At 73.1% G+C, this 17505-nt stretch carries 14 protein-coding genes and 1 pseudogene; 5 read left to right on the top strand and 10 right to left on the bottom strand.

The window, feature by feature from the left end:
* Nucleotides 1-49: 49 nt before the first annotated feature.
* From AB0H64_RS24680 to AB0H64_RS24660, 5 genes are all read right to left on the bottom strand, one after another.
* A complete protein-coding gene (locus AB0H64_RS24680) occupies nucleotides 50-943 on the bottom strand; it encodes a DNA-3-methyladenine glycosylase 2 family protein (protein WP_357628627.1) in 894 nt (297 codons plus the stop codon).
* 91 nt (nucleotides 944-1034) lie between these two features.
* Nucleotides 1035-2126 (bottom strand): NDP-sugar synthase, encoded by a 1092-nt coding sequence (locus AB0H64_RS24675; RefSeq protein WP_357628624.1) that lies wholly within the window; start codon nucleotides 2124-2126, stop codon nucleotides 1035-1037.
* A gap of 20 nt (nucleotides 2127-2146) precedes the next feature.
* Nucleotides 2147-3265, bottom strand: coding sequence for a glycosyltransferase family 1 protein (locus AB0H64_RS24670; RefSeq protein WP_357628569.1), 1119 nt, complete (start codon nucleotides 3263-3265; stop codon nucleotides 2147-2149).
* Nucleotides 3266-3360: 95 nt separating this feature from the next.
* Nucleotides 3361-4254, bottom strand: a complete 894-nt coding sequence (locus tag AB0H64_RS24665; protein ID WP_357628566.1) for a lysylphosphatidylglycerol synthase domain-containing protein — start codon at nucleotides 4252-4254, stop codon at nucleotides 3361-3363.
* On the bottom strand, nucleotides 4251-5084 hold the full coding sequence (locus tag AB0H64_RS24660; RefSeq protein WP_357628563.1) for a class I SAM-dependent methyltransferase: 834 nt from the start codon (nucleotides 5082-5084) through the stop codon (nucleotides 4251-4253). The genes AB0H64_RS24665 and AB0H64_RS24660 overlap by 4 nt, the downstream gene beginning before the upstream one ends.
* A gap of 90 nt (nucleotides 5085-5174) precedes the next feature.
* Here AB0H64_RS24660 and AB0H64_RS24655 point away from each other — a divergent pair, with 90 nt between their 5' ends.
* The gene (locus tag AB0H64_RS24655) at nucleotides 5175-6134 is read left to right on the top strand and encodes a lysylphosphatidylglycerol synthase transmembrane domain-containing protein (RefSeq protein WP_357628561.1); all 960 of its coding nucleotides are present in this window, start codon (nucleotides 5175-5177) and stop codon (nucleotides 6132-6134) included.
* Here AB0H64_RS24655 and AB0H64_RS24650 read toward each other — a convergent pair.
* The 3 genes from AB0H64_RS24650 to AB0H64_RS24640 all read right to left on the bottom strand — a co-directional run bounded on the left by AB0H64_RS24650 (nucleotide 6035) and on the right by AB0H64_RS24640 (nucleotide 10209).
* Nucleotides 6035-7096: a glycosyltransferase family 4 protein gene (locus AB0H64_RS24650; protein WP_357628558.1), complete on the bottom strand. Its 1062-nt coding sequence runs from the start codon at nucleotides 7094-7096 to the stop codon at nucleotides 6035-6037. The genes AB0H64_RS24655 and AB0H64_RS24650 overlap by 100 nt on opposite strands.
* Before the next feature lies 1 nt (nucleotide 7097).
* Nucleotides 7098-7991 carry a glycosyltransferase family 2 protein gene (locus AB0H64_RS24645; protein WP_357628555.1) on the bottom strand — a complete coding sequence of 298 codons (894 nt, stop codon included), beginning with the start codon at nucleotides 7989-7991 and terminating at the stop codon, nucleotides 7098-7100.
* A gap of 127 nt (nucleotides 7992-8118) precedes the next feature.
* Complete coding sequence (locus AB0H64_RS24640) at nucleotides 8119-10209, bottom strand: hypothetical protein (protein WP_357628553.1); 2091 nt, start codon at nucleotides 10207-10209, stop codon at nucleotides 8119-8121.
* A 57-nt stretch (nucleotides 10210-10266) separates the two neighbouring features.
* Between AB0H64_RS24640 and AB0H64_RS24635 the strand changes: the two genes are divergently transcribed.
* The 4 genes from AB0H64_RS24635 (at nucleotide 10267) to AB0H64_RS24620 (ending at nucleotide 16083) form a co-directional block, all read left to right on the top strand.
* Entirely contained in the window at nucleotides 10267-11736 is a 1470-nt protein-coding gene (locus tag AB0H64_RS24635; protein ID WP_357628550.1) for a hypothetical protein, read from the top strand.
* Nucleotides 11737-11885: 149 nt separating this feature from the next.
* Nucleotides 11886-13529 carry an LCP family protein gene (locus AB0H64_RS24630; protein WP_357628547.1) on the top strand — a complete coding sequence of 548 codons (1644 nt, stop codon included), beginning with the start codon at nucleotides 11886-11888 and terminating at the stop codon, nucleotides 13527-13529.
* A gap of 176 nt (nucleotides 13530-13705) precedes the next feature.
* The gene (locus tag AB0H64_RS24625; protein ID WP_357628545.1) at nucleotides 13706-15034 is read left to right on the top strand and encodes an acyltransferase family protein; all 1329 of its coding nucleotides are present in this window, start codon (nucleotides 13706-13708) and stop codon (nucleotides 15032-15034) included.
* A 56-nt stretch (nucleotides 15035-15090) separates the two neighbouring features.
* A complete protein-coding gene (locus AB0H64_RS24620) occupies nucleotides 15091-16083 on the top strand; it encodes a glycosyltransferase (protein ID WP_357628542.1) in 993 nt (330 codons plus the stop codon).
* On the opposite strand, the gene AB0H64_RS24615 is transcribed toward AB0H64_RS24620, so the two are convergent.
* Both AB0H64_RS24615 and AB0H64_RS24610 read right to left on the bottom strand, forming a co-directional pair.
* Entirely contained in the window at nucleotides 16055-17002 is a 948-nt protein-coding gene (locus tag AB0H64_RS24615) for a hypothetical protein (RefSeq protein WP_357628540.1), read from the bottom strand. The genes AB0H64_RS24620 and AB0H64_RS24615 overlap by 29 nt on opposite strands.
* Nucleotides 16999-17457 (bottom strand): annotated as a pseudogene (locus AB0H64_RS24610) (RNA polymerase sigma factor); the annotation flags it as partial. The gene AB0H64_RS24615 and the pseudogene AB0H64_RS24610, both read right to left, overlap by 4 nt.
* Between the last annotated feature and the right edge of the window lie 48 nt (nucleotides 17458-17505).

Here is a 17505-nt window from a genome sequence, read left to right as displayed (position 1 = left end):
CTACGTCGGCCTGAGTTCGCGCCCCGCACCCAGGGGGCGCCCGCGCAGGTCAGAAGGACCGGTAGTCGCGGGCGGGCATCCTGGGGCCGCGCGCGGGCGGGCGCAGGCCCGTGAGCATGACGAGGACCGCGGCCCGGTGCCGGTGGCCGGCGTACGGCTCCAGCAGGCGCAGCATCCCGGGGTCGTCGGTCTTCTCGCCCGTCAGCGCGTAGCCGACGAGCGTGGCCAGGTGGAAGTCCCCCACGCTGACCGCGTCGGGGTCGCCGAGGGCGCGCTGGCGCACCTCCGCCGACGTCCACACGCCGATCCCGGGCAGCGCCCGCAGCAGCCGGTCCAGCTCCTCGGTGGTGGCGGCGGCCTCCAGCTTGGCGGCGTGCCAGGCGGCCGTGGCGATGGTCCGGGCGCGTACGGCCTCGGCGCCCGCGCGGTGCCAGTGCCACGACGGGATCTGCCGCCACACCTCGGCCTCGGGCACGACCCGCATGCCCTCGGGGGCGGGGCCGGGCGCGGGCTCGCCGTAGCGGTGCAGCAGCCATCGCCAGGCCCGCCACGCCTCGCGGCCGACGACCTTCTGCTCCAGGACGGCCGGCACCAGGGCCTCCATGACGCGGCCGGTGCGCCCGATGCGCAGCCCGGCGTGCCGGCGGGCGGCCTCGGCCAGCACCTCGTGCCGGGCCGCGAACCCGGACACGTCGTCATCGGCCCCCAGCCAGGCCGGGAGCATCTCCAGCAGCCATCCGGCCCCGGGGCCCCAGGCCCGGCCGAGCACGGCGCCGTCGGCGGCACTCATCCGCAGGGTGCCGGGGCCGTCGGGGGTCCTGGAGGTGCGCCACACGGCCCCGTCGGGGGTGCGCCGCCAGGCGGGGTCTCCGGAGCCGCGCCGGTGCGGGGCCAGCGCCAGCCCCACGTCCAGCGGCCCACCGGGCTCCCACCTGCGCTCCATCACGCATCCAGTGTGCCGCGCCGCGACACGCCCCCGCGCCCGGGGGCGCCGGTGGGCGACCGGTCAGACGTCAGGTGGAGCTGCGGCGGGGTCAGACGTCGGTGGAGTAGCGGACGGCGCGCTCGGGGAGCTCGACGCCCGGCCAGACGCGCACGCCGTGCTGGAGCTCGTTGCCCGCGCCCACCACGGCCCCGTCGCCGATCACCGCGTCGCGCACCACGGCGCCCGCGCACACCCGCGCGCCCTGCCCGATGGCGGAGTCGACCACCGTCGCGCCGGAGTGCACCACGCAGCCGTCGCTGAGCACGCTGCCCGACACCACCGCGCCGGCCTCGACGACCGTGCCGGCGCCGATCGCGGAGCCGCCGTTGACCTTGGCCTCCGGCGACACCTGAGCGCCGTCGAGGGCGAGGTACTCGCCGGGCGGTCCCGGCAGCGCGGGCGAGGCCAGGCGGCCGAGCACCAGATCACGAGAGCCCTGCACGAACGCGGCCGGGGTGCCTACGTCGAGCCAGTAGGTGCGGTCGGCGTAGCCGAGGACCAGCTCGCCCGACTCGATGAGCCCGGGGAACGTCTCGCGCTCGACGGAGACGACCTCGTCGCGCGGGATCCGGTCGATGACCGAGCGGGTGAAGACGTAGCAGCCGGCGTTGATCCGGTTGGTGACGGGGTTGGGGGTCTTCTCCAGGAACGCGGTGACCCGTCCCTCGTCGTCGGTGGGGACGCAGCCGAACCGGGTCGGGTCGTCCACCTCCGTCAGATGGAGCGTTACAGAGGCGCCCCTGGAGGTGTGGGTGCGCACCTGGTCGCCGATGTCGTGGCCGGACAGGATGTCGCCGTTGAGCACCAGCACGGGGTCGGAGGGACCGCAGGTGAGGGCCTCGGCGGCGTTGCGGATGGCGCCGCCCGTGCCGAGCGGCGTCTCCTCCGTCATGTACTCCAGGGAGAGCCCGAAGGCCGAGCCGTCGCCGAAGGCGGGCTCGAACATCGACGCCTTGTAGGAGGTCGCGAAGACGATCCGGCGTACTCCGAACGAGCGGGCGCGGGCGAGCTGGTGCGCCAGGAAAGGCACGCCGGCGGTCGGCAGCAACGGCTTCGGCGTGCCGAGTGTCAGCGGACGCAGGCGCGTGCCCTGGCCGCCGACCAGGAGGATCGCCTCGAGGTCTGGCAAAGAGCTCTCCATCACTCCGCGAGGTTACCGAACTATTCGACCGCGCGTTGATAGGAGGCGAGATGCGCCTCCGCCGACGCCTTCCACGTGAACTCGCGGGCCCGCGCGAGGCCCGCCTCCTGGAGCGCCCGGCGTCGCTCGGGCGAGTCGAGGAGCCGGCCGAGGGCCAGGGCGATGCTGTCGGCGTCCGGCTCGGTGTAGGCGACGGCGTCGCCGCCGACCTCCGGCAGCGACGCCGCGTGCGTGGTGAGCACGGGCGCGCCGCACGCCATGGCCTCCAGCACCGGCAGCCCGAACCCCTCGCCGCGCGACGGGAACGCCACCACGAGCGCGCCCCCGAGGAAGCCCGCCAGGTCCGGCATGCGCAGGAACCCGGGGCGCACCACCTTCACCGTGGCCTCGACCTCCCGGCAGGCTGTGTCGACGTCGTCCTCGTGGACGCCGCCGCCGAGCACCAGCGCGGGCGGCTCGTCGAGGTTCTTGACGGCGGCGGCGAAGCCGCGGATGAGGTTGGGGACGTTCTTGCGGGGGTCGAGCGCGCCGAGGAAGGCGACGTAGGGCCGGCCGTGCAGGCCGAACCGCTCGGCCGCGCGCCTGCGCTCCTCCTCGCTCGGCGGGTGGAACAGGCCCTGGTCGACGCCGTGGTAGGCGACGTCGATGCGGGTGGGATCGGCGGCCAGCACGCGGACCAGCTCGTCACGGGTGGCCTTGGACGGCACGATGAGGCGGGTGGCGTGGCGTACGGCCGTGCGGGTGGCCGAGCGGAAGAACGCCGCCTTGCTGGGGCTGTCGTGCTCCGGCTCGGTGAACCAGGTGACGTCGTGGACGGTCGCGACCGTGGGCAGTCCCGCGCCCAGCGGGATCGTGTAGTAGGGCGCGTGGATGACCTCGGCTCCCGCCTGGCGGGCGAGCAGCGGCAGGCCGGTCTGCTCCCAGGTGAGCCGGGCGGCGCGGTTGGTGAGCGAGACCGGACCCGGCCGGATGTCGGCCGAGGGCGCGAGGCGGCGGTACCGGTCCGCGTCGGGCCGCTGGCAGACCACCACGAGGTCCGCCCCCGCGGCGTCGAGCCCGGCCACCAGTCCGTCCACGTAACGGATGAGGGCGCCGCGGTCCGTGGGGACGGCCGCCGCGTCGACGAGCACTCGAGGCATTACGAAGATCTTCTCCCCTCAAGATCAACGTGGGAGCCCTGGCGTCCCCCTCTGGGTTCAGCTTATGACCAGCCTCCCCCAAATCGAGGCTCAAATCACACGCCGCCGCGCCGTGCAGCTATTCCCGCCAAACCCGCGCAGATCAGGTCCCCGATCACGATGATCATCCTGGAGCAGAGCGCCATCGCGATGGCCGATCCCTGGTCCAGCACCGGGGACAGCACGGCCACCATGGCCACCTCGCGCACCCCCGCCCCCGCCGGTACGACGAAGGTCAGGATGCCGAGGCACCACGACAGCGCGAACGCCCCGACGGCGAACAGCAGGCCGCCCTGCGGGACGAGGAAGTACAGGTGCAGGCCGTAACACGTCCAGCCGGCCAGGGCCCAGCCGAGCGCGGTGAGCATGCCGCGGCGGGTGAGCGGCCGCTCCAGCGGCTCCTTCCTGAGCCTGCGCAGCCCGAAGCCGATCACAGCGTTGATCACCTTCGGCTCCAGCAGCACCAGCAGCACCGGGACCAGCAGGAGCAGCCAGCCGAAGCGGTCCCAGCCGAGCGTCACCAGGGTGACGAGCAGGCCGGTGGCGAGCTGGATCGGCATCGTCAGGAAGAACGCGGCGGCGCTGCGCGCCCGGGGCACGCCGAGGTCGCGGCCCATCTCCATCTGGGCGAGCACCGGCCAGACCGTGCCGGGGATGTACTTGCCGAGCTGGCCGACGAAGAACACCTTGGCGGCCGGGCGGAACGGCAGCGGCGAGCCGAGGTCGGCCAGCAGGGTGCGCCAGGTCAGCATGCCCCCGAGCAGCGCGGCGACCACGCCGGCCAGCGAGGCGGCGAGCATCGGCCAGCTCAGCGTGGCCAGCCCGGCCACGACGTCGTCCCACCGCGAGGCCACGGCCCAGCCGCCGAAGCCGAGGGCGATCAGCAGGAACCCGAGGCGGACGACCCGCCGGGCGACCGGCCGCCGCCCGACGCCGGCCTCGGTGCTCACAGCGGCTGCGGGGGTTGCGGGAGCGCGGCGCCCGCCGGGCGGCGCGGCGTCTTGGTGGCCACCCACAGGTACGTGGGCACGAGCGGCAGCGTCAGCCGCAGCACCGCCCGCGGCGTGCGCGCGAGCACCGCCTGCGCCGCCCGCCCCACCGCGCCGGGGAACAGCTCCGAGCCGGCGAAGCGGGTGGGGGTGGCCAGCACCGGGAGCGTGTAGTCCCACACGTGGAAGGCCCGCAGCATCCGGCGCAGCCCCCGGCGGGTGCGGTAGCGCTCGTAGTAGTGGTCGGCCCGGCCGAAGGCGCGCACGTAGCGGTCGGCCAGCGCGGGCGGCAGGTAGGACAGGAACGGCAGCTTGTAGTGGGGCTCCATGATGCCGAGCCGGTTGCCCAGGCCGAGGTAGAGGACGCCCTTGTCGGACAGCACCCGGTGCATCTCGGCCACCACCGCGTCGGGGTCGACCACGTGCTCGTAGATGTGGTTGAACACCAGCACGTCGATAGAGCCGTCGGGGAACGGCAGAGCCGTGCCGTCACCGCAGACGAACGCCACCCGCCCGCCGAACCGGTCCGCCGCCCTGCGCAGCCCCGGCACGTCGATGTCCACCCCGAGCGTGTGCCCCGCGCCCGCGCCCGCCAGCTCGTCGGCGATGAACCCGGCCGAGCAGCCCACGTCACCCACGACCAGGCCGTCGAGCGAGCCCTGGAAGTGCTCCAGCACCGCGATGATCTTCGCGGCCTTGCGCCTGCGCTTGGCCTCGTCGAGCATGGCCGACTGGAACTCGGAGTACTCCAGCTGCGCGACCCGTTGCTTTCCCACGACTTGCTTTCCCACGGGGCCCAACAGTACCCGCGACCGGGCCGCCGATCGCCCGGCCGAGCGTGCCCCCTACCCGGTCCCGCTGATCACGCGTACCCTTGGCGGATGCTCCGCCGCCTGCTGCGCGTCGTGCTCGCGCTGGTCGCGCTCGGTTTCCTCGGCTACGGCCTGGCGCGCAACTGGGACGAGACCACGTCGGCCGTGGCGCGGCTGTCGCCCTGGGCGCTGCCCGGCGCGTTCGCCGCGGTGCTGGCCGGTCAGTTCTGCAGCCTGCTCGCCTGGCGCCGGGTGCTGGCCGGGCTCGGCTCGCCGCTGCCGCTGCGGGTCGCCGGCCGCATCATGTTCGTGGGGCAGCTCGGCAAGTACATCCCGGGCTCGGTCTGGGCGTACGCCGCGACGATGGAGCTGGGCCGCGACCACGGCAGCCCGCCGCGCCGGACGTTCGCCTGCATCTCGCTGTCGCTGGTGATCAACCTCGGGGTGGCGCTGTCGATCGCCGCCGCCACGCTCGCCACCCAGCAGGTCCTGCGCCAGGCGTGGTACCTCCTGCTGCTGGTGCCGGTGATCATCGTGTGCCTGCACCCGAAGGTGCTCACCTGGGGTCTCAACCTGGCGCTGCGCCTGGCCCGCAAGGAGCCGCTGGAGAGCGTGCTGCCCGGCCGCGCGGTCGTGGCCGCCGTGGGCTGGACGGCGCTCGGCTGGTTCGTGTACGGCATCCACACCTGGCTGCTCGTCGGCCGCTGGGACCTGTACGTGATCGCCACCGGGGCCTACGCGTTCGCCTGGGCCACGGGGCTGCTCGCGTTCTTCGTGCCCGCCGGGGTGGGGGTGCGCGAGGGCGCGATGGTGCTGGTCTTCACGCCCATCGTCGGCACCGGGCCGGCCCTGGCCGCGGCGGTCGTGTCACGGCTGGTGTTCACGCTGTCGGACGTGGCCGCCGCGGGGATCGCGTTCCTGCTGGGCCGTCAGAGCGCCAGCAGCTCCGAGGCGTACGCCGACCAGAACGGCTCGGGGTCGACCGCCTTGACGCCCGACCGCAACCTCTCCGGCTCGCCCGAGGCGTAGAAGCGCTCGATCGCGGCGCGCAGCGCCCCTACGTCGCCCGGCTCCACCAGCAGCCCGTCCACCCCGTCGGTGACGTGGTCGGCCAGCGCCCCCACCCGGGTCGCGATGACCGGCACGCCGTGCTCGTGGCCGAGCCACACGTTCTGGCTCGCGGTCGCGCTCCGGTACGGCAGGACCAGCGCGTCGGCGCGGGCGAACAGCCCCGGCACGTCCTCGGCCGCCACGTAGCCGGGCCGCAGCTCCACCCGGTCGCCGACGCCCAGCTCGTCGATCAGCGCCCGGGTCTCGTCCAGCCCGCCCCAGAACTCTCCGGCCACGGTCAGCGACACGTCCTCGGGCAGCGCGCGCAGCAGCAGGTCGAGCCCCTTGTACGGCCGCACCAGGCCGAAGAACAGCAGCCGCCGGTGAACCCCCGAGGACGGCTCGGCCCGGGTGGAGGGCAGGTGCGGCGGCAGCCCGGCCACACGCACCGGTGTGGCGGCCAGCGTCCTGGCCAGGTCCGCCTGCTGCCCGGAGTGGGCCAGCACGCCGTCCACCCGCCGCAGCAGCGCCCGCATCAGCGGCCGGTCGTACGGCTTCGACTCGTGGGGCAGCACGTTGTGGCACAGCGCGACGGCGCGGGCCCGGCGGCGCAGGCCGTACAGGATGCCGAGGTAGGCGGGCACCTGCACGGGGCTCAGCACGGCGAGGACGACCAGGTCGGCGGAGCGGAGCCGCCGGCCGGCGGCGACCCACCCGTCGGGGCGGCGCCAGTCGAGCCGGCGCTCGGTCCGGGGGTACGGCGTGCCCTCGGGGGCGTCGATCGTCTGGCGGCCGGGGTAGAGGAACGACGGGTACTGGGCCCGCCATGACTCGATGACCACGTCGTGGCCCAGCGCGGCCAGCCGGTGCGCCAGCTCGGTGGTGTGCTGGGCGCCGCCCCCCTTGTACGGGTAGGTGGGGCCGACGATCGCGACGCGCACGCTACTCGCCCCGCGACCGCACGATCAGGTCGGCCAGCAGCGCGACCGAGCCGATCAGCAGGCCCGACAGGAAGATCATGACGGTGTTCTCCGGGAAGTAGAACGGGTGCCGGACCATGTCCCAGATGCCCTTCACCAGCCCGATGGCCACCAGCCAGAGCGCCGGCGGCATGAGCACCTTGAGCGGGTTGAAGTACATGATCATCCGCAGCACCTGGAGGATGTAGCGGTAGGCGTCGGAGACGAAGCTGAACTTCGACTTGCCGGCCCGCTTGGCGTACTCGATCGGCAGGTAGTGGACGTCGTGCTGGTTCATCAGGAACGACAGCGTGATCGTGGTTACGCAGGAGAACCCGGGGGGCAGGAGCCGCAGGTAGGGCCTGGCCACCGACTTGCGGAAGGCCCGCAGCCCCGAGTTGAGGTCGGGGATCTTCTGGCCGGCGAGCATCTCGGCCACCTTGCGGATCACCCACTTGGCCGGCACGCGCAGGACCTTGTGGGAGCCCTCCTCGGTGGTGCGGGCGCCGACCACCTGGTCGATCGTGGCGTCCTTCTCCAGGAGCTGCACCAGCTCGGGGATGCGCTCGTTGGGGTAGGTCATGTCCGCGTCGGTCCAGACGACGATCTCGCCCCGGGCCTCCTGGGTGCCGATGCGGCGCACGGTGCCCGAGCCGCCGTTGCGGTGGAAGGCGCGGATCCTCAGGTGCGGGAAGCGGGGCGCCGCCTCCTCCAGCCGGGCCAGCGTGTCGTCGGTGGAGCAGTCGTCGACCGCCACCAGCTCGTAGGTGTAGCCGCTCGTGTCCATCGCCCGCGTGATGCGCTCGACCTCGTCGATGACGTGGTCCTGCTCGTTGTAGCAGGGCAGGACGATCGTGACGTAGGGCGCTTCATCCACGGTGGTTCCACTCTGGGCGATCTCAGGCGTGCTCACGTGCGTCGAGGGTACTCTGCCCCGAGGCGGCCCGGGTCCACATCCGCGCGCCCCGCCGCTGCTCCACGCGCCTTCCGGGAGCCCCTCGCGGTCAGCCGGCGGCCATCCAGGCCGTGATCCGCAGCGTCCATGTGGCGTCGGGCGGGCCGGTCAGCGAGCGCTCGTCCTGGCGTGTCTCCAGGCCCATGACCTGCGTCGGCGTGCCGTACGGCGCGACCTGGGCCGGGTCGGCGGCCAGCACGACCGGCACGCGCCCGGCCGCCCTGATCCTCGCCGTGAGCCGCCGCACCTCGTCCGCGGGCGCGGTGTCCTTCCCGTCCGTACGGCGGACCTCCGCGACCGGCAGGCCGCAGGAGCCCCGCACCACCTGCATGAGCCGGTCGCCGGTGACGCGCTCGACGACCAGCACCGACGCGTTCGCCGGGAACCGCGCGCACATGGCGGCCACGGCCGCCCGCTCGCCCCGCTCGACCGGGCTGAACGCCGTGCCGATGGACGTCACGACCGGCGGCACCAGCAGCAGGGCCACGCCCGCCGCGGTCACCCACCGGGGGCCGCGCGCGCCGTACCGGCGCCACCGGGGCCTGTCGCGCACCCACCGGACGCCCCAGAACGCGAGCAGGATCAGGCCGGGGATCACGACGGGCACGAGCCGGCGCGACGCCCACGGGTGGTCGGGGGTGATCTCCGGGCGCAGCAGCGTGGTGACCGTGGTCCAGCCGATCACCGCCAGCGGCAGCAGCCAGGGGAACGGCCGGCCGTCGCGCAGCAGCCGGCGCACCAGGACGGCGGCGGCCAGCGTCGCCAGCAGCACGGCGGGCACGCCCAGGTACCAGACGACCCAGTGCAGCGACTGCTCGAAGTAGAGGTGCTCGCCGTCGAGCGGCAGGCCGTTGCTGCGCTGCGTCTCCTCGATGAACCGCGCGGTGAGCCGGTCCTCCGGCGTCACGGGCACGCGCCGCACCGTCTGGAACAACGGCCGCGCCGCCAGCCCCGCCATGACGAGGACGGTCAGCGCGGCGCCCGCCATCGGCAGCCACCGCGCCAGCCGCTGGGGGCGCGGCAGGCGCGCCACCCACGGCGCCACCGCCGTGCCCAGCACGGTCAGCGCCAGCACGGCCGCGCAGATCAGCAGCAACGGCTGGACGGACCGCGACAGGTACGCCAGGTAAGGCCGGGCCAGCTCGTACGCCGCGTACAGCCCGAGCCCGGCGCCCACGGCGACACCGGCCAGGAGCGGCGGCCCCGCCACGCCCTCCGGCCGGCCGGAGCGGCGCATCGCCACCAGCAGCCCGGCGAACGCCAGCACCGGCAGCACGTCACGCAGCCCGTCCACCCGCACCAGCACGGCCAGCCCGAACACCAGCCCGGCCACCGCCGCCTCCGCCCACCTGCGGCCCGGCGCGCCCGGCGCGGCCACGGCCCGAGACAGCGTGTCGTGCAGCAGGGCCAGGCCGCCGAGCAGCAGGATCAGCGACGGGATCTCGCTCAGCGTGGTGCGCGAGGCGTAGAGCACCGGCTGGCACACCGCGAACGCCAGCGCGGCAGAGGCCGCCCACCGCGCCCCCACCAGCCGCGCCGCCACCCCGGCCACCGTGAGCACCGCGAGCGCCCCCAGCACGGCAGGGGTCACCAGCAGCCCGCCCGCCCACTGACCGGCGGCGAACAGCAGCGGCGGGCCGGGCATGAACTGCGGCACGACCGCGCCGTTCACCTCGTAGAAGCCCATGCTCTCGAACACCAGGGCCGGGTCCGGCCCGCCGAACGCCGCCAGCTGCGGAGGGATCGGGAGCGAGCCGCGGCCGGCCAGCCAGACGGCGTACTGGGCGTAGGTGGCCGGGTCGCGCCGGACCACGAGCTGCTCGGAGTGCAGGACGGCGTTGAACACGCCGGACGCGAGGGCCGTCCCGGCGACCCCGGCCACCTGCCACCGTCCCGCTCCGAGCCCGTCCTTGAGCCCTGGGCCGTCACCGGCCGGGGAGCGGAGGGCGGCCAGGCACAGCAGCGCGATCACGGGCAGGCCGAGCGCCAGCGCGGGCAGCGGCCGGTACACGCCGGCGAGCAGCAGCGGGAGACCGGCCAGCAGCCAGCCCGCCACGACCAGGGCGGGCAGCACCGAGGCCACGGCGAGCACCCTGCCCGCCGACGGCCCTCGCGCCTGGCCGAGCCCGCCGGATCCCATCGTGATCGCGAGGGTATCCGACCTGCGGGTACAACCGGGCCGGGTAGCGTACGCGACGTGCGTCATCGTCCAGCGTCCCACCGGCTCTCCCGCCCAGCGGCGCGCGGGGCCACGGTGGCCCGTCGTATCCCCAGGCACGGGTGGTTCCTCGGGGTGCTGGCCGCCGGCGCGGCGCTGCGGGTGCTGACCATGCTGGGCTACCGGCCGGTCCTGTGGTTCCCCGACTCCTACACCTACATCGTCACCGTCTTCCGTCCCCGCCCCGACCTGGTGCGCCCCGCCGGCTACTCCGCGTTCCTCAAGCTGCTGGAGCCGTTCCACTCCTTCGCGGCGGTGGCGGCGGCGCAGCACCTGCTCGGGCTGGCGACGGGCGCGCTCGTGTACGCGGTCGCGCGCCGGGCGGCGCCCCGGTGGGGGGCCGCCCTGGCGGCGGCGCCGGTGCTGCTCGACGCCTACCAGGTCGAGCTGGAGCACCTGCTGGTCTCCGACACGCTGTTCATGTTCCTGCTGGTCGCGGCGGTGGCGCTGGCCATGGGCGGAAGGCGGCGGGCCGTGGCGATCGGGCTGCTGCTGGCCGCGGCGACGCTGACCAGGACCGTGGGCCAGCCGCTCATCCTGGTCCTCGCGGTGTGGTTCGTGCTGGCCGGGCGGTTGCGGCGGGCCGCGGTGGTGCTCGCCGCCGCGCTGATCCCGCTCGCCGCGTACGGCGCCTGGTTCTACGGCACGTACCAGCGCACGGGCCTGGTCGGCGCCAACGGCGCGTTCCTGTACGCGCGGACGATGTCGTTCGCCGACTGCGCGAGGATGGACCCGCCCGCCGACCTGCGGGTGCTGTGCGACCCGCGCCCGCCGGAGCGCCGGCCGCCCTCGCAGGAGTACCTCTGGGCCGCCGACTCCCCGCTGGTCGAGCTGCCCGGCATCACGTTCACCAAGGCGAACGACGACCTGGCCGCGCGCTTCGCGACGCTGGCGATCCGCTCGCAGCCGCTCGACTACGCCGGCTCGGTGCTGTCGGAGCTGGGCCGCACGTTTGTGTGGGGCCGGCCGGTCTACCCCGACCAGGAGGTCTACGGCTACTACGAGCTGCCGTCGGCCTCGCCTCCTCCGCCGGGGCGCCGGGCTGCGCAGCTCGGCGTGGACATGGGCAAGAGGTACGAGCAGGGGCCGATCGGCACGGAGGTGGTCGAGCCGTACGCCGGATGGATGCGCGCCTACCAGGGGGCGGTCCGACTGCCCGGCGCCGTGCTGCTGGTGATCCTGCTGGCGCCGCCCGCCCTCGTCGCCGTGCGGGCGGCGAGACTCCGGAGGGGCGCGGCCGGAGATCCGGCGCCGAGGCGGTTGCCGCTCTGGGTGCTGCCCTGGTCGGTGGCCGTGGTGCTGCTCGTCGTGCCGCCCGCGGTGGCCGAGTTCGACTACCGGTACGTGCTGCCCGCCGTGCCGCTGGCCTGTCTGGCGGCCGCTGTCTCTACCCGCGATGAGCTGGCCAAACCCCAAGAGTTTGAAGATGATATTCCACGGATTGTCTAGCTCTGAGTATGCTTTTGGCCGGTAACATCACGCCCGGGTCACGGCGAATTCCGCCGGTCATGGCTACGGGTACGCCGTACGTGACCTAGTCTCGTGGCGCAGAACGACCATGCCGAAGCGTGAGGCGCGCAGACCAGGCGAGGGGGCGTATGAGTGACTACAGGAGCGTGTCCGTGCAGGACCGCAGGGTCGCCCCGACAGAGCTCGGCCACCGGATGTCCCGCCGAGCGGCGGCGGGATCCCCGCCTCCCCCTGCGCCGGGTGACGGTGACGAGCCTCCGCGCGGCGGCCGCAGGGCCGCCCCGGGCAAGGGCGGCGGCGTCAACAAGATGCGCGTCCTGGCCTGGATCAGCATCGGCGCCACGACGGTGATGGTCGCGGGCGCGCTGACCGGCTACACGGTCTACCGCGACGCCTTCGGCGACATCCACCAGAAGCCCGTCAAGATCCTCACCCCGCGGCCGCCGAGCACCGGCGCGCTCAACGTGCTCCTGGTCGGCTCCGACACCCGCGCGGGCGAGGGCAACGCGAAGTACGGCCAGAAACTGGCCCGCAGCGCCGACGCGGGCGGCAAGCGCACCGACACGATCATCCTGCTGCACCTGTCGCCCAACCGCGACAAGGCCCAGCTCATCAGCTTCCCGCGGGACTCGATGGTGCAGATCCCCACCTGCCAGAACGAGACCACCAAGCAGCCGATGCCGGGCTACCGCGGCCAGATCAACGCCGCCTACAGCTCCGGCGGCATCTCCTGCACGATGTCCACGCTGGAGACCCTCACGGGCATCCGCATCGACCATTTCGTCGAGGTCGACTTCAGCGGGTTCAAGAACATCGTCGACGCCCTCGGCGGCATCCAGATCTGCCTCAGGTCCGGCGTCGACGACAAGAACTCCAAGCTCAAGCTGCCGCCGGGCAAGAGCCTGCTGAACGGCGAGCAGGCCCTCGGTTATGTGCGGCTGCGCCACTACGGCGACGGCAGCGACATCCAGCGCATCAAGCGCCAGCAGATCTTCCTCAGCAAGGTCGTGGCGAAGGCGACCAGCGGCGAGCTGCTCACCAACCCCGTCAAGCTGACCGGCTTCATCAAGGCCGCGGCCCAGTCCGTGACCATGGACCCCGCGCTGGCCGGCGACACCGCCAAGCTCCTGGAGATCGCCCGGAGCGCCGAGAAGCTCACCGCGAACGGCGTCAAGTTCATCACGATCCCGTGGGTCCCGGACCCCGCGGACAAGAACCGGGTCGTCTGGAAGGAGCCCGACTCCACCGAGCTGTTCAACGCCATCAAGAGCGACATCGAGGTGGCCAAGCCGGAGCCGTCGACCAGCACCGGCACCGCGCCCAAGGTCGCGCTCAAGCCCGAGCAGGTCCAGGTCCAGGTGCTCAACGGCACCACCACGTCGGGCCGGGCGCGCACGGTCGCCGACCAGCTCAGCAAGCAGGGCTTCAAGGTCGTCGGCCTCGGCAACTACCAGGCCCCCGACGGCAAGACGATGGCCAAGACCGAGGTCCGCTACGCCAAGAAGGCCGCCGACGGCGCCGACTACGCCGGGGTGCTGGCCGGGATGGTCGTGCCCAAGCCCGCCCCCACGGCCGGCAAGATCAGGCCCACGACCACGGACGTCTACACCTCGCCGGTCGCGCTGCCCTCGGGCGGTGCCAAGGCCGCGGGCACGCCGGTGATCCAGCTGATCGTCGGCGAGGACTTCCAGGCGGTCAAGGTCGAGAATCTTCCTGACAGCGTCAAGAACAGCACCATCGTCGCCGCGGACCAGAAGAACGTCTGCACGTGACCTCCGAGTTCCCTGTGTAAGCGGGCCTTCGGATGCGTGTCGAGAGACAGGACCGTCCTGGCCGGGATATCGTGGTGCGGGTCGGCGACACCGCTCGTCCTCCACCGTCAGGGCGTCTGTAAGGCGTGGCGGCCGTCGCGTTCCCCCGGCCCCGAGCGAAGCTGAGCGACTCCGTAGTGTCTGAGACCAAGCCGTCCGCCCCGGTCACCACTCCCCCGGCTCCCGGGGGTCCCGGCGAGGCCGCCGGCCCCGCGAGCACGGGAGCCAGCTGGCCGCTGCCGGAGGAGACGTTCTGGAGCGAGCAGACCGATCCCCACGGTGTCCGCCCCGACCCGCTGGCCCTCGGAGCGGCGCCGCCCGCCACGGACGACCCGAAGACGGCTCCCCGGACCCCGAGCGCTCCGCCCAGCGCCCCGAAGGCGGCTCCGGGCGACCTGGCGGCGCCGGTGACGGCGGTGGCCGAGGCTCCCCGGGCGCAGAGCGCGCCGGAGCAGCAGCCCGAGCCGCCCCGCCGTAAGCGCGACCCTTACCTCGACAACGTCAAGTTCCTCCTGATCGCCCTGGTGCCCATCGGCCACTCCCTGGTGCCGACGCTCGACGCCGACTCCTCACGCGCCGCGTACATCTTCATCTACGTCTTCCACATGCCGCTGTTCGTGGTCATCAGCGGCTACCTGTCCCGCAACTTCTGGAACTCCAACGCGAAGACCAACAAGCTCGTCGACACGTTCGTCGTGCCGTACGTCATCGTGGAGGTCGGCTACGCGGTGCTGCGGTCCGCGCTGGGCCAGAAGTGGTCGCTGACCATCATCGACCCGGCCTGGCTCAACTGGTACCTCCTGGCGCTGCTGTTCTGGCGGCTGTCCACTCCGGTGTGGAAGCGGATGAAGTACCCGGTGCCGGTGGCCATCGCCATCTACCTGTTCTCCGGGTTCTCGCAGATCTCCGGCGACTTCAGCATGGACCGCTTCTTCGGCCTCATGCCGTTCTTCGTCATCGGCCTGGTCATGCAGCCCGAGCACTTCGAGCTGCTCGACCGGCGCTGGATCAAGATCGTCTCTGTGGGCGTGCTGGCCGCCGCCGCCGCGGTCGCCATCTACATCGCGCCGAAGGCGACGCTCAAGCCGTTCTACTTCAAGCACAGCTACGCGGACATGGACCTGTCCTGGTGGATGGGCCTCGGCGTGCGCATGGGCCTGCTCGTCTGCTCGCTCGCCGTGTGCCTCGCGGTGCTCGCGCTCGTGCCCCGGCGCGAGACGTGGTACTCCGACCTGGGCACCCGCACCCTGTACTGCTACCTGCTGCACGGCATCCCGGTGCTCATCGCCAAGGAGATGGGCTGGCTGGAGCTGCCGTGGCTGCACGGCCCGCTCGGCGTGCTGGCGATCAGTTCGAGCTGCTTCGCGCTGGCCATCGTGCTGTGCCTGCCGGAGACCCGCACGGTGTTCAAGTGGGTGCTGGAGCCGCGCCTGACCTGGTTGTATCGGCGGCCATCCGGAAGTTAAGCGGTAGTTCGGCCCGCATTAACGTCATTGACCTGGTCAGCACCGAGCATCGACGCATGCGGGTATGCGTAGCCACCACCGTCCACCATCCCGAGGACGCCCGGATCATGCACCGGCAGATCAGGGCGCTGCTCGACGCGGGCCACGAGGTGACCTACGTCGCGCCGTTCACCCATTTCAACGTCACACCGCCGATGGGCCTCGCCCCGATCGACGTGCCGTACGGCGGGCACTTCGGCCGGGCCGCCACCGCGCTCAGGCGCGGCCTGCGCGGCGCGGACCTGCTGCTCGTCCACGACCACGCGCTGCTGCGCCTGCTGCCGCACCGCCGCCCGCCGGTCGTGTGGGACGTGCGTGAGCCCGTCTCCCCCCGGCGGCTGGCGCGGGCCGGGCGGCGGCACCACGTCTGCTCCTCCTCCGTGGTGCCGGAGGCGACCGTGGTGTCCCCGAACCCGCCCGCTCCCGGCGACACCCGGGTGGTCCACCTCGGCCGGCTGTCGGCCGAGCGCGGCCTGGCGGAGCTCATCAGGGTGGCCGAGCGGCTGGTGCCGCACGGCATCCGGATGGAGCTGATCGGCGCCGCCGAGCCGGGCGTCCGCCCGCTGCTGCGCGACGCCCAGCGGGTCGGCCTGCTCGACTGGTACGGCCACGTCCCGAACCGGCACGCCCTGCGGATGGCCGAGGGCGCGCTGGCCGGCCTCTCCCTGGCCGCCGAGACGGTCACGGGGGTGCCCACCAAGATCCTCGACTACATGGGCCGCGGGGTTCCTGTGATCACCACACCGCAGGCGGCGCCGCTGGTGGAGGGGGTCGGCTGCGGGATCGTGGTGCCGCTGGACGTGGACGCGGTCGTGGACGCCGTGCTGGACCTCAAGGAGGACCCGGCGCGGCGGGTCGCGCACGGCGCGCGCGGTCACGCGGAGGCCCGGCTGCGGCACCACTGGCCGGACCAGGCACCGGCGTTCGTGGCCCGGATGGAGGCGTGGGCGGGGGTCACCGCCCCGGTCCGTCACTCCGCGGTCAAGATCCCCCTGTCGCGAGGGGCCTGACGGGACGGTCGAGATCGAAGGCCACGTCGGCCAGCCGGATGGTGCGCACCCGCGGGTCCTCCAGGAGCTTGCGCAGGTCCTCGACCGAGGCCAGGTCGTCCATGTAGGCGTACACGAGACCCTCCTTCGCGGCCTTGCGCAGCCGGGCCAGCGACAGGTCGAAGCGGTGGAGGTTGGCGTCGTCGTAGTCGCGCAGCATGCCGACCCAGCGGCGGAAGTTCTCCAGGTCCACCCTTGGCTGCGCGTCGCAGGGAGTCTCCTTCTCCATGTTCAGTGGAGCGCGGTCCCAGGTGGTCATGTCCCACGTAATGGGGACCGAGCCGGGACGCCGCTCGTAGACGACCCTCGCCGTGCACCCGTGGCCGAGCCTCCCCAGCTCCTCGGGCGTGACAGGACTGGTGAACTCGACGACGGCCATCGCGTTGAGGGCCGTGGGCAGCCGCGCCAGCACCTTGCGCACCTGCTCCTTCCCCGCAAGGTCGGTGCCGACCTCGCCCAGCGCGGAGCTGAGGCGGGTGTTCGCGTAGTTTCCGAGGGGCAGCCGGCCGACCCGGCCGAAGAAGTCCTGGGTGATGGTGTAAGAGCTGCCCGCATCGCCCTGGAAGCCGCCCTGGGCCCGTCTCTGGCGGGCGGAGACGGTGAGCGACATCGACAGCGGCGTGGTCTGGCAGCAGTCCTGGACGTCGATGGCGTACGCCGGGTTGTAGATCTTGAAGGCGGTGCCGAGCACGTCCCACATGCGCCGCTCACGGTCGCCGCGCTTCTGCACCGCCGCCGAGCCGAGCGTCGCGACGAGCGCGACCGCCACCAGCGCGGCCAGCACCACCGTCGCCGTCCTGACGATCCCCCGGCGGACCGACCTGCGGGTCGCCCTGGGGTCGAAGTCCGGCAGCTCCAGCACCGGCTCGTCCTCGCTCATCGCACTCCTCCGTACGTCTCGGCGAACGCGGCTCTCGCGCGCCACACCGCGGTCTTGATCGTCGCGTGCTTCGTGCCGGTCATCGCGGCCACCTCCACCAGCGAGAAGCCTTCGAGGTAGACCAGCGTGAGCAGCCTGCGGTGCCGCTCCGGCAGCCGGTCGAGGGCGTCGCGCACCTCCAGGGCGTCCACGTGCAGCGGCGGCGCGCCGAGCTCGTCGGCGTCGGGTAACGCGAGCTCCCGGCGCGAGCGCCGGACGTGGTCGATGAGGACGTTGCGGGCGATCGTGAGCAGCCAGGCGGCCGGGTTCTCGCCGCGCCAGCCGAGCAGGGCCCGGGTCGCCTTGACGAACGTCTCCTGGGCGAGATCCTCGGCGAGATGGGAATCGCGGGTGCGGCGCAGCAGGAACCCGCACACGAGCGCCCAGTGCTCGCGGTAGAGCTCCTCGATGATGACGGCCTCCGCGTGGTCAGGATGGTCACATCAGCACAGACGGTGCCCCCC

It is taken from the genome of Nonomuraea sp. NPDC050733 (assembly GCF_040654215.1).
Taxonomy (GTDB): Bacteria; Actinomycetota; Actinomycetes; order Streptosporangiales; family Streptosporangiaceae; genus Nonomuraea.
This window is presented reverse-complemented; position numbering and strand designations above follow the sequence as displayed.

What these genes read in the sequence shown, in the direction of transcription:
- AB0H64_RS24640 (WP_357628553.1), bottom strand. Translation starts at nt 10,209, where the DNA reads ATGGGATCCGGCGGGCTCGGCCAGGCGCGAGGGCCGTCGGCGGGCAGG.
- AB0H64_RS24620 (WP_357628542.1), top strand. Translation starts at nt 15,091, where the DNA reads ATGCGGGTATGCGTAGCCACCACCGTCCACCATCCCGAGGACGCCCGG.
- AB0H64_RS24675 (WP_357628624.1), bottom strand. Translation starts at nt 2,126, where the DNA reads ATGGAGAGCTCTTTGCCAGACCTCGAGGCGATCCTCCTGGTCGGCGGC.
- AB0H64_RS24615 (WP_357628540.1), bottom strand. Translation starts at nt 17,002, where the DNA reads ATGAGCGAGGACGAGCCGGTGCTGGAGCTGCCGGACTTCGACCCCAGG.
- AB0H64_RS24655 (WP_357628561.1), top strand. Translation starts at nt 5,175, where the DNA reads ATGCTCCGCCGCCTGCTGCGCGTCGTGCTCGCGCTGGTCGCGCTCGGT.
- AB0H64_RS24680 (WP_357628627.1), bottom strand. Translation starts at nt 943, where the DNA reads ATGGAGCGCAGGTGGGAGCCCGGTGGGCCGCTGGACGTGGGGCTGGCG.
- AB0H64_RS24670 (WP_357628569.1), bottom strand. Translation starts at nt 3,265, where the DNA reads ATGCCTCGAGTGCTCGTCGACGCGGCGGCCGTCCCCACGGACCGCGGC.
- AB0H64_RS24630 (WP_357628547.1), top strand. Translation starts at nt 11,886, where the DNA reads ATGAGTGACTACAGGAGCGTGTCCGTGCAGGACCGCAGGGTCGCCCCG.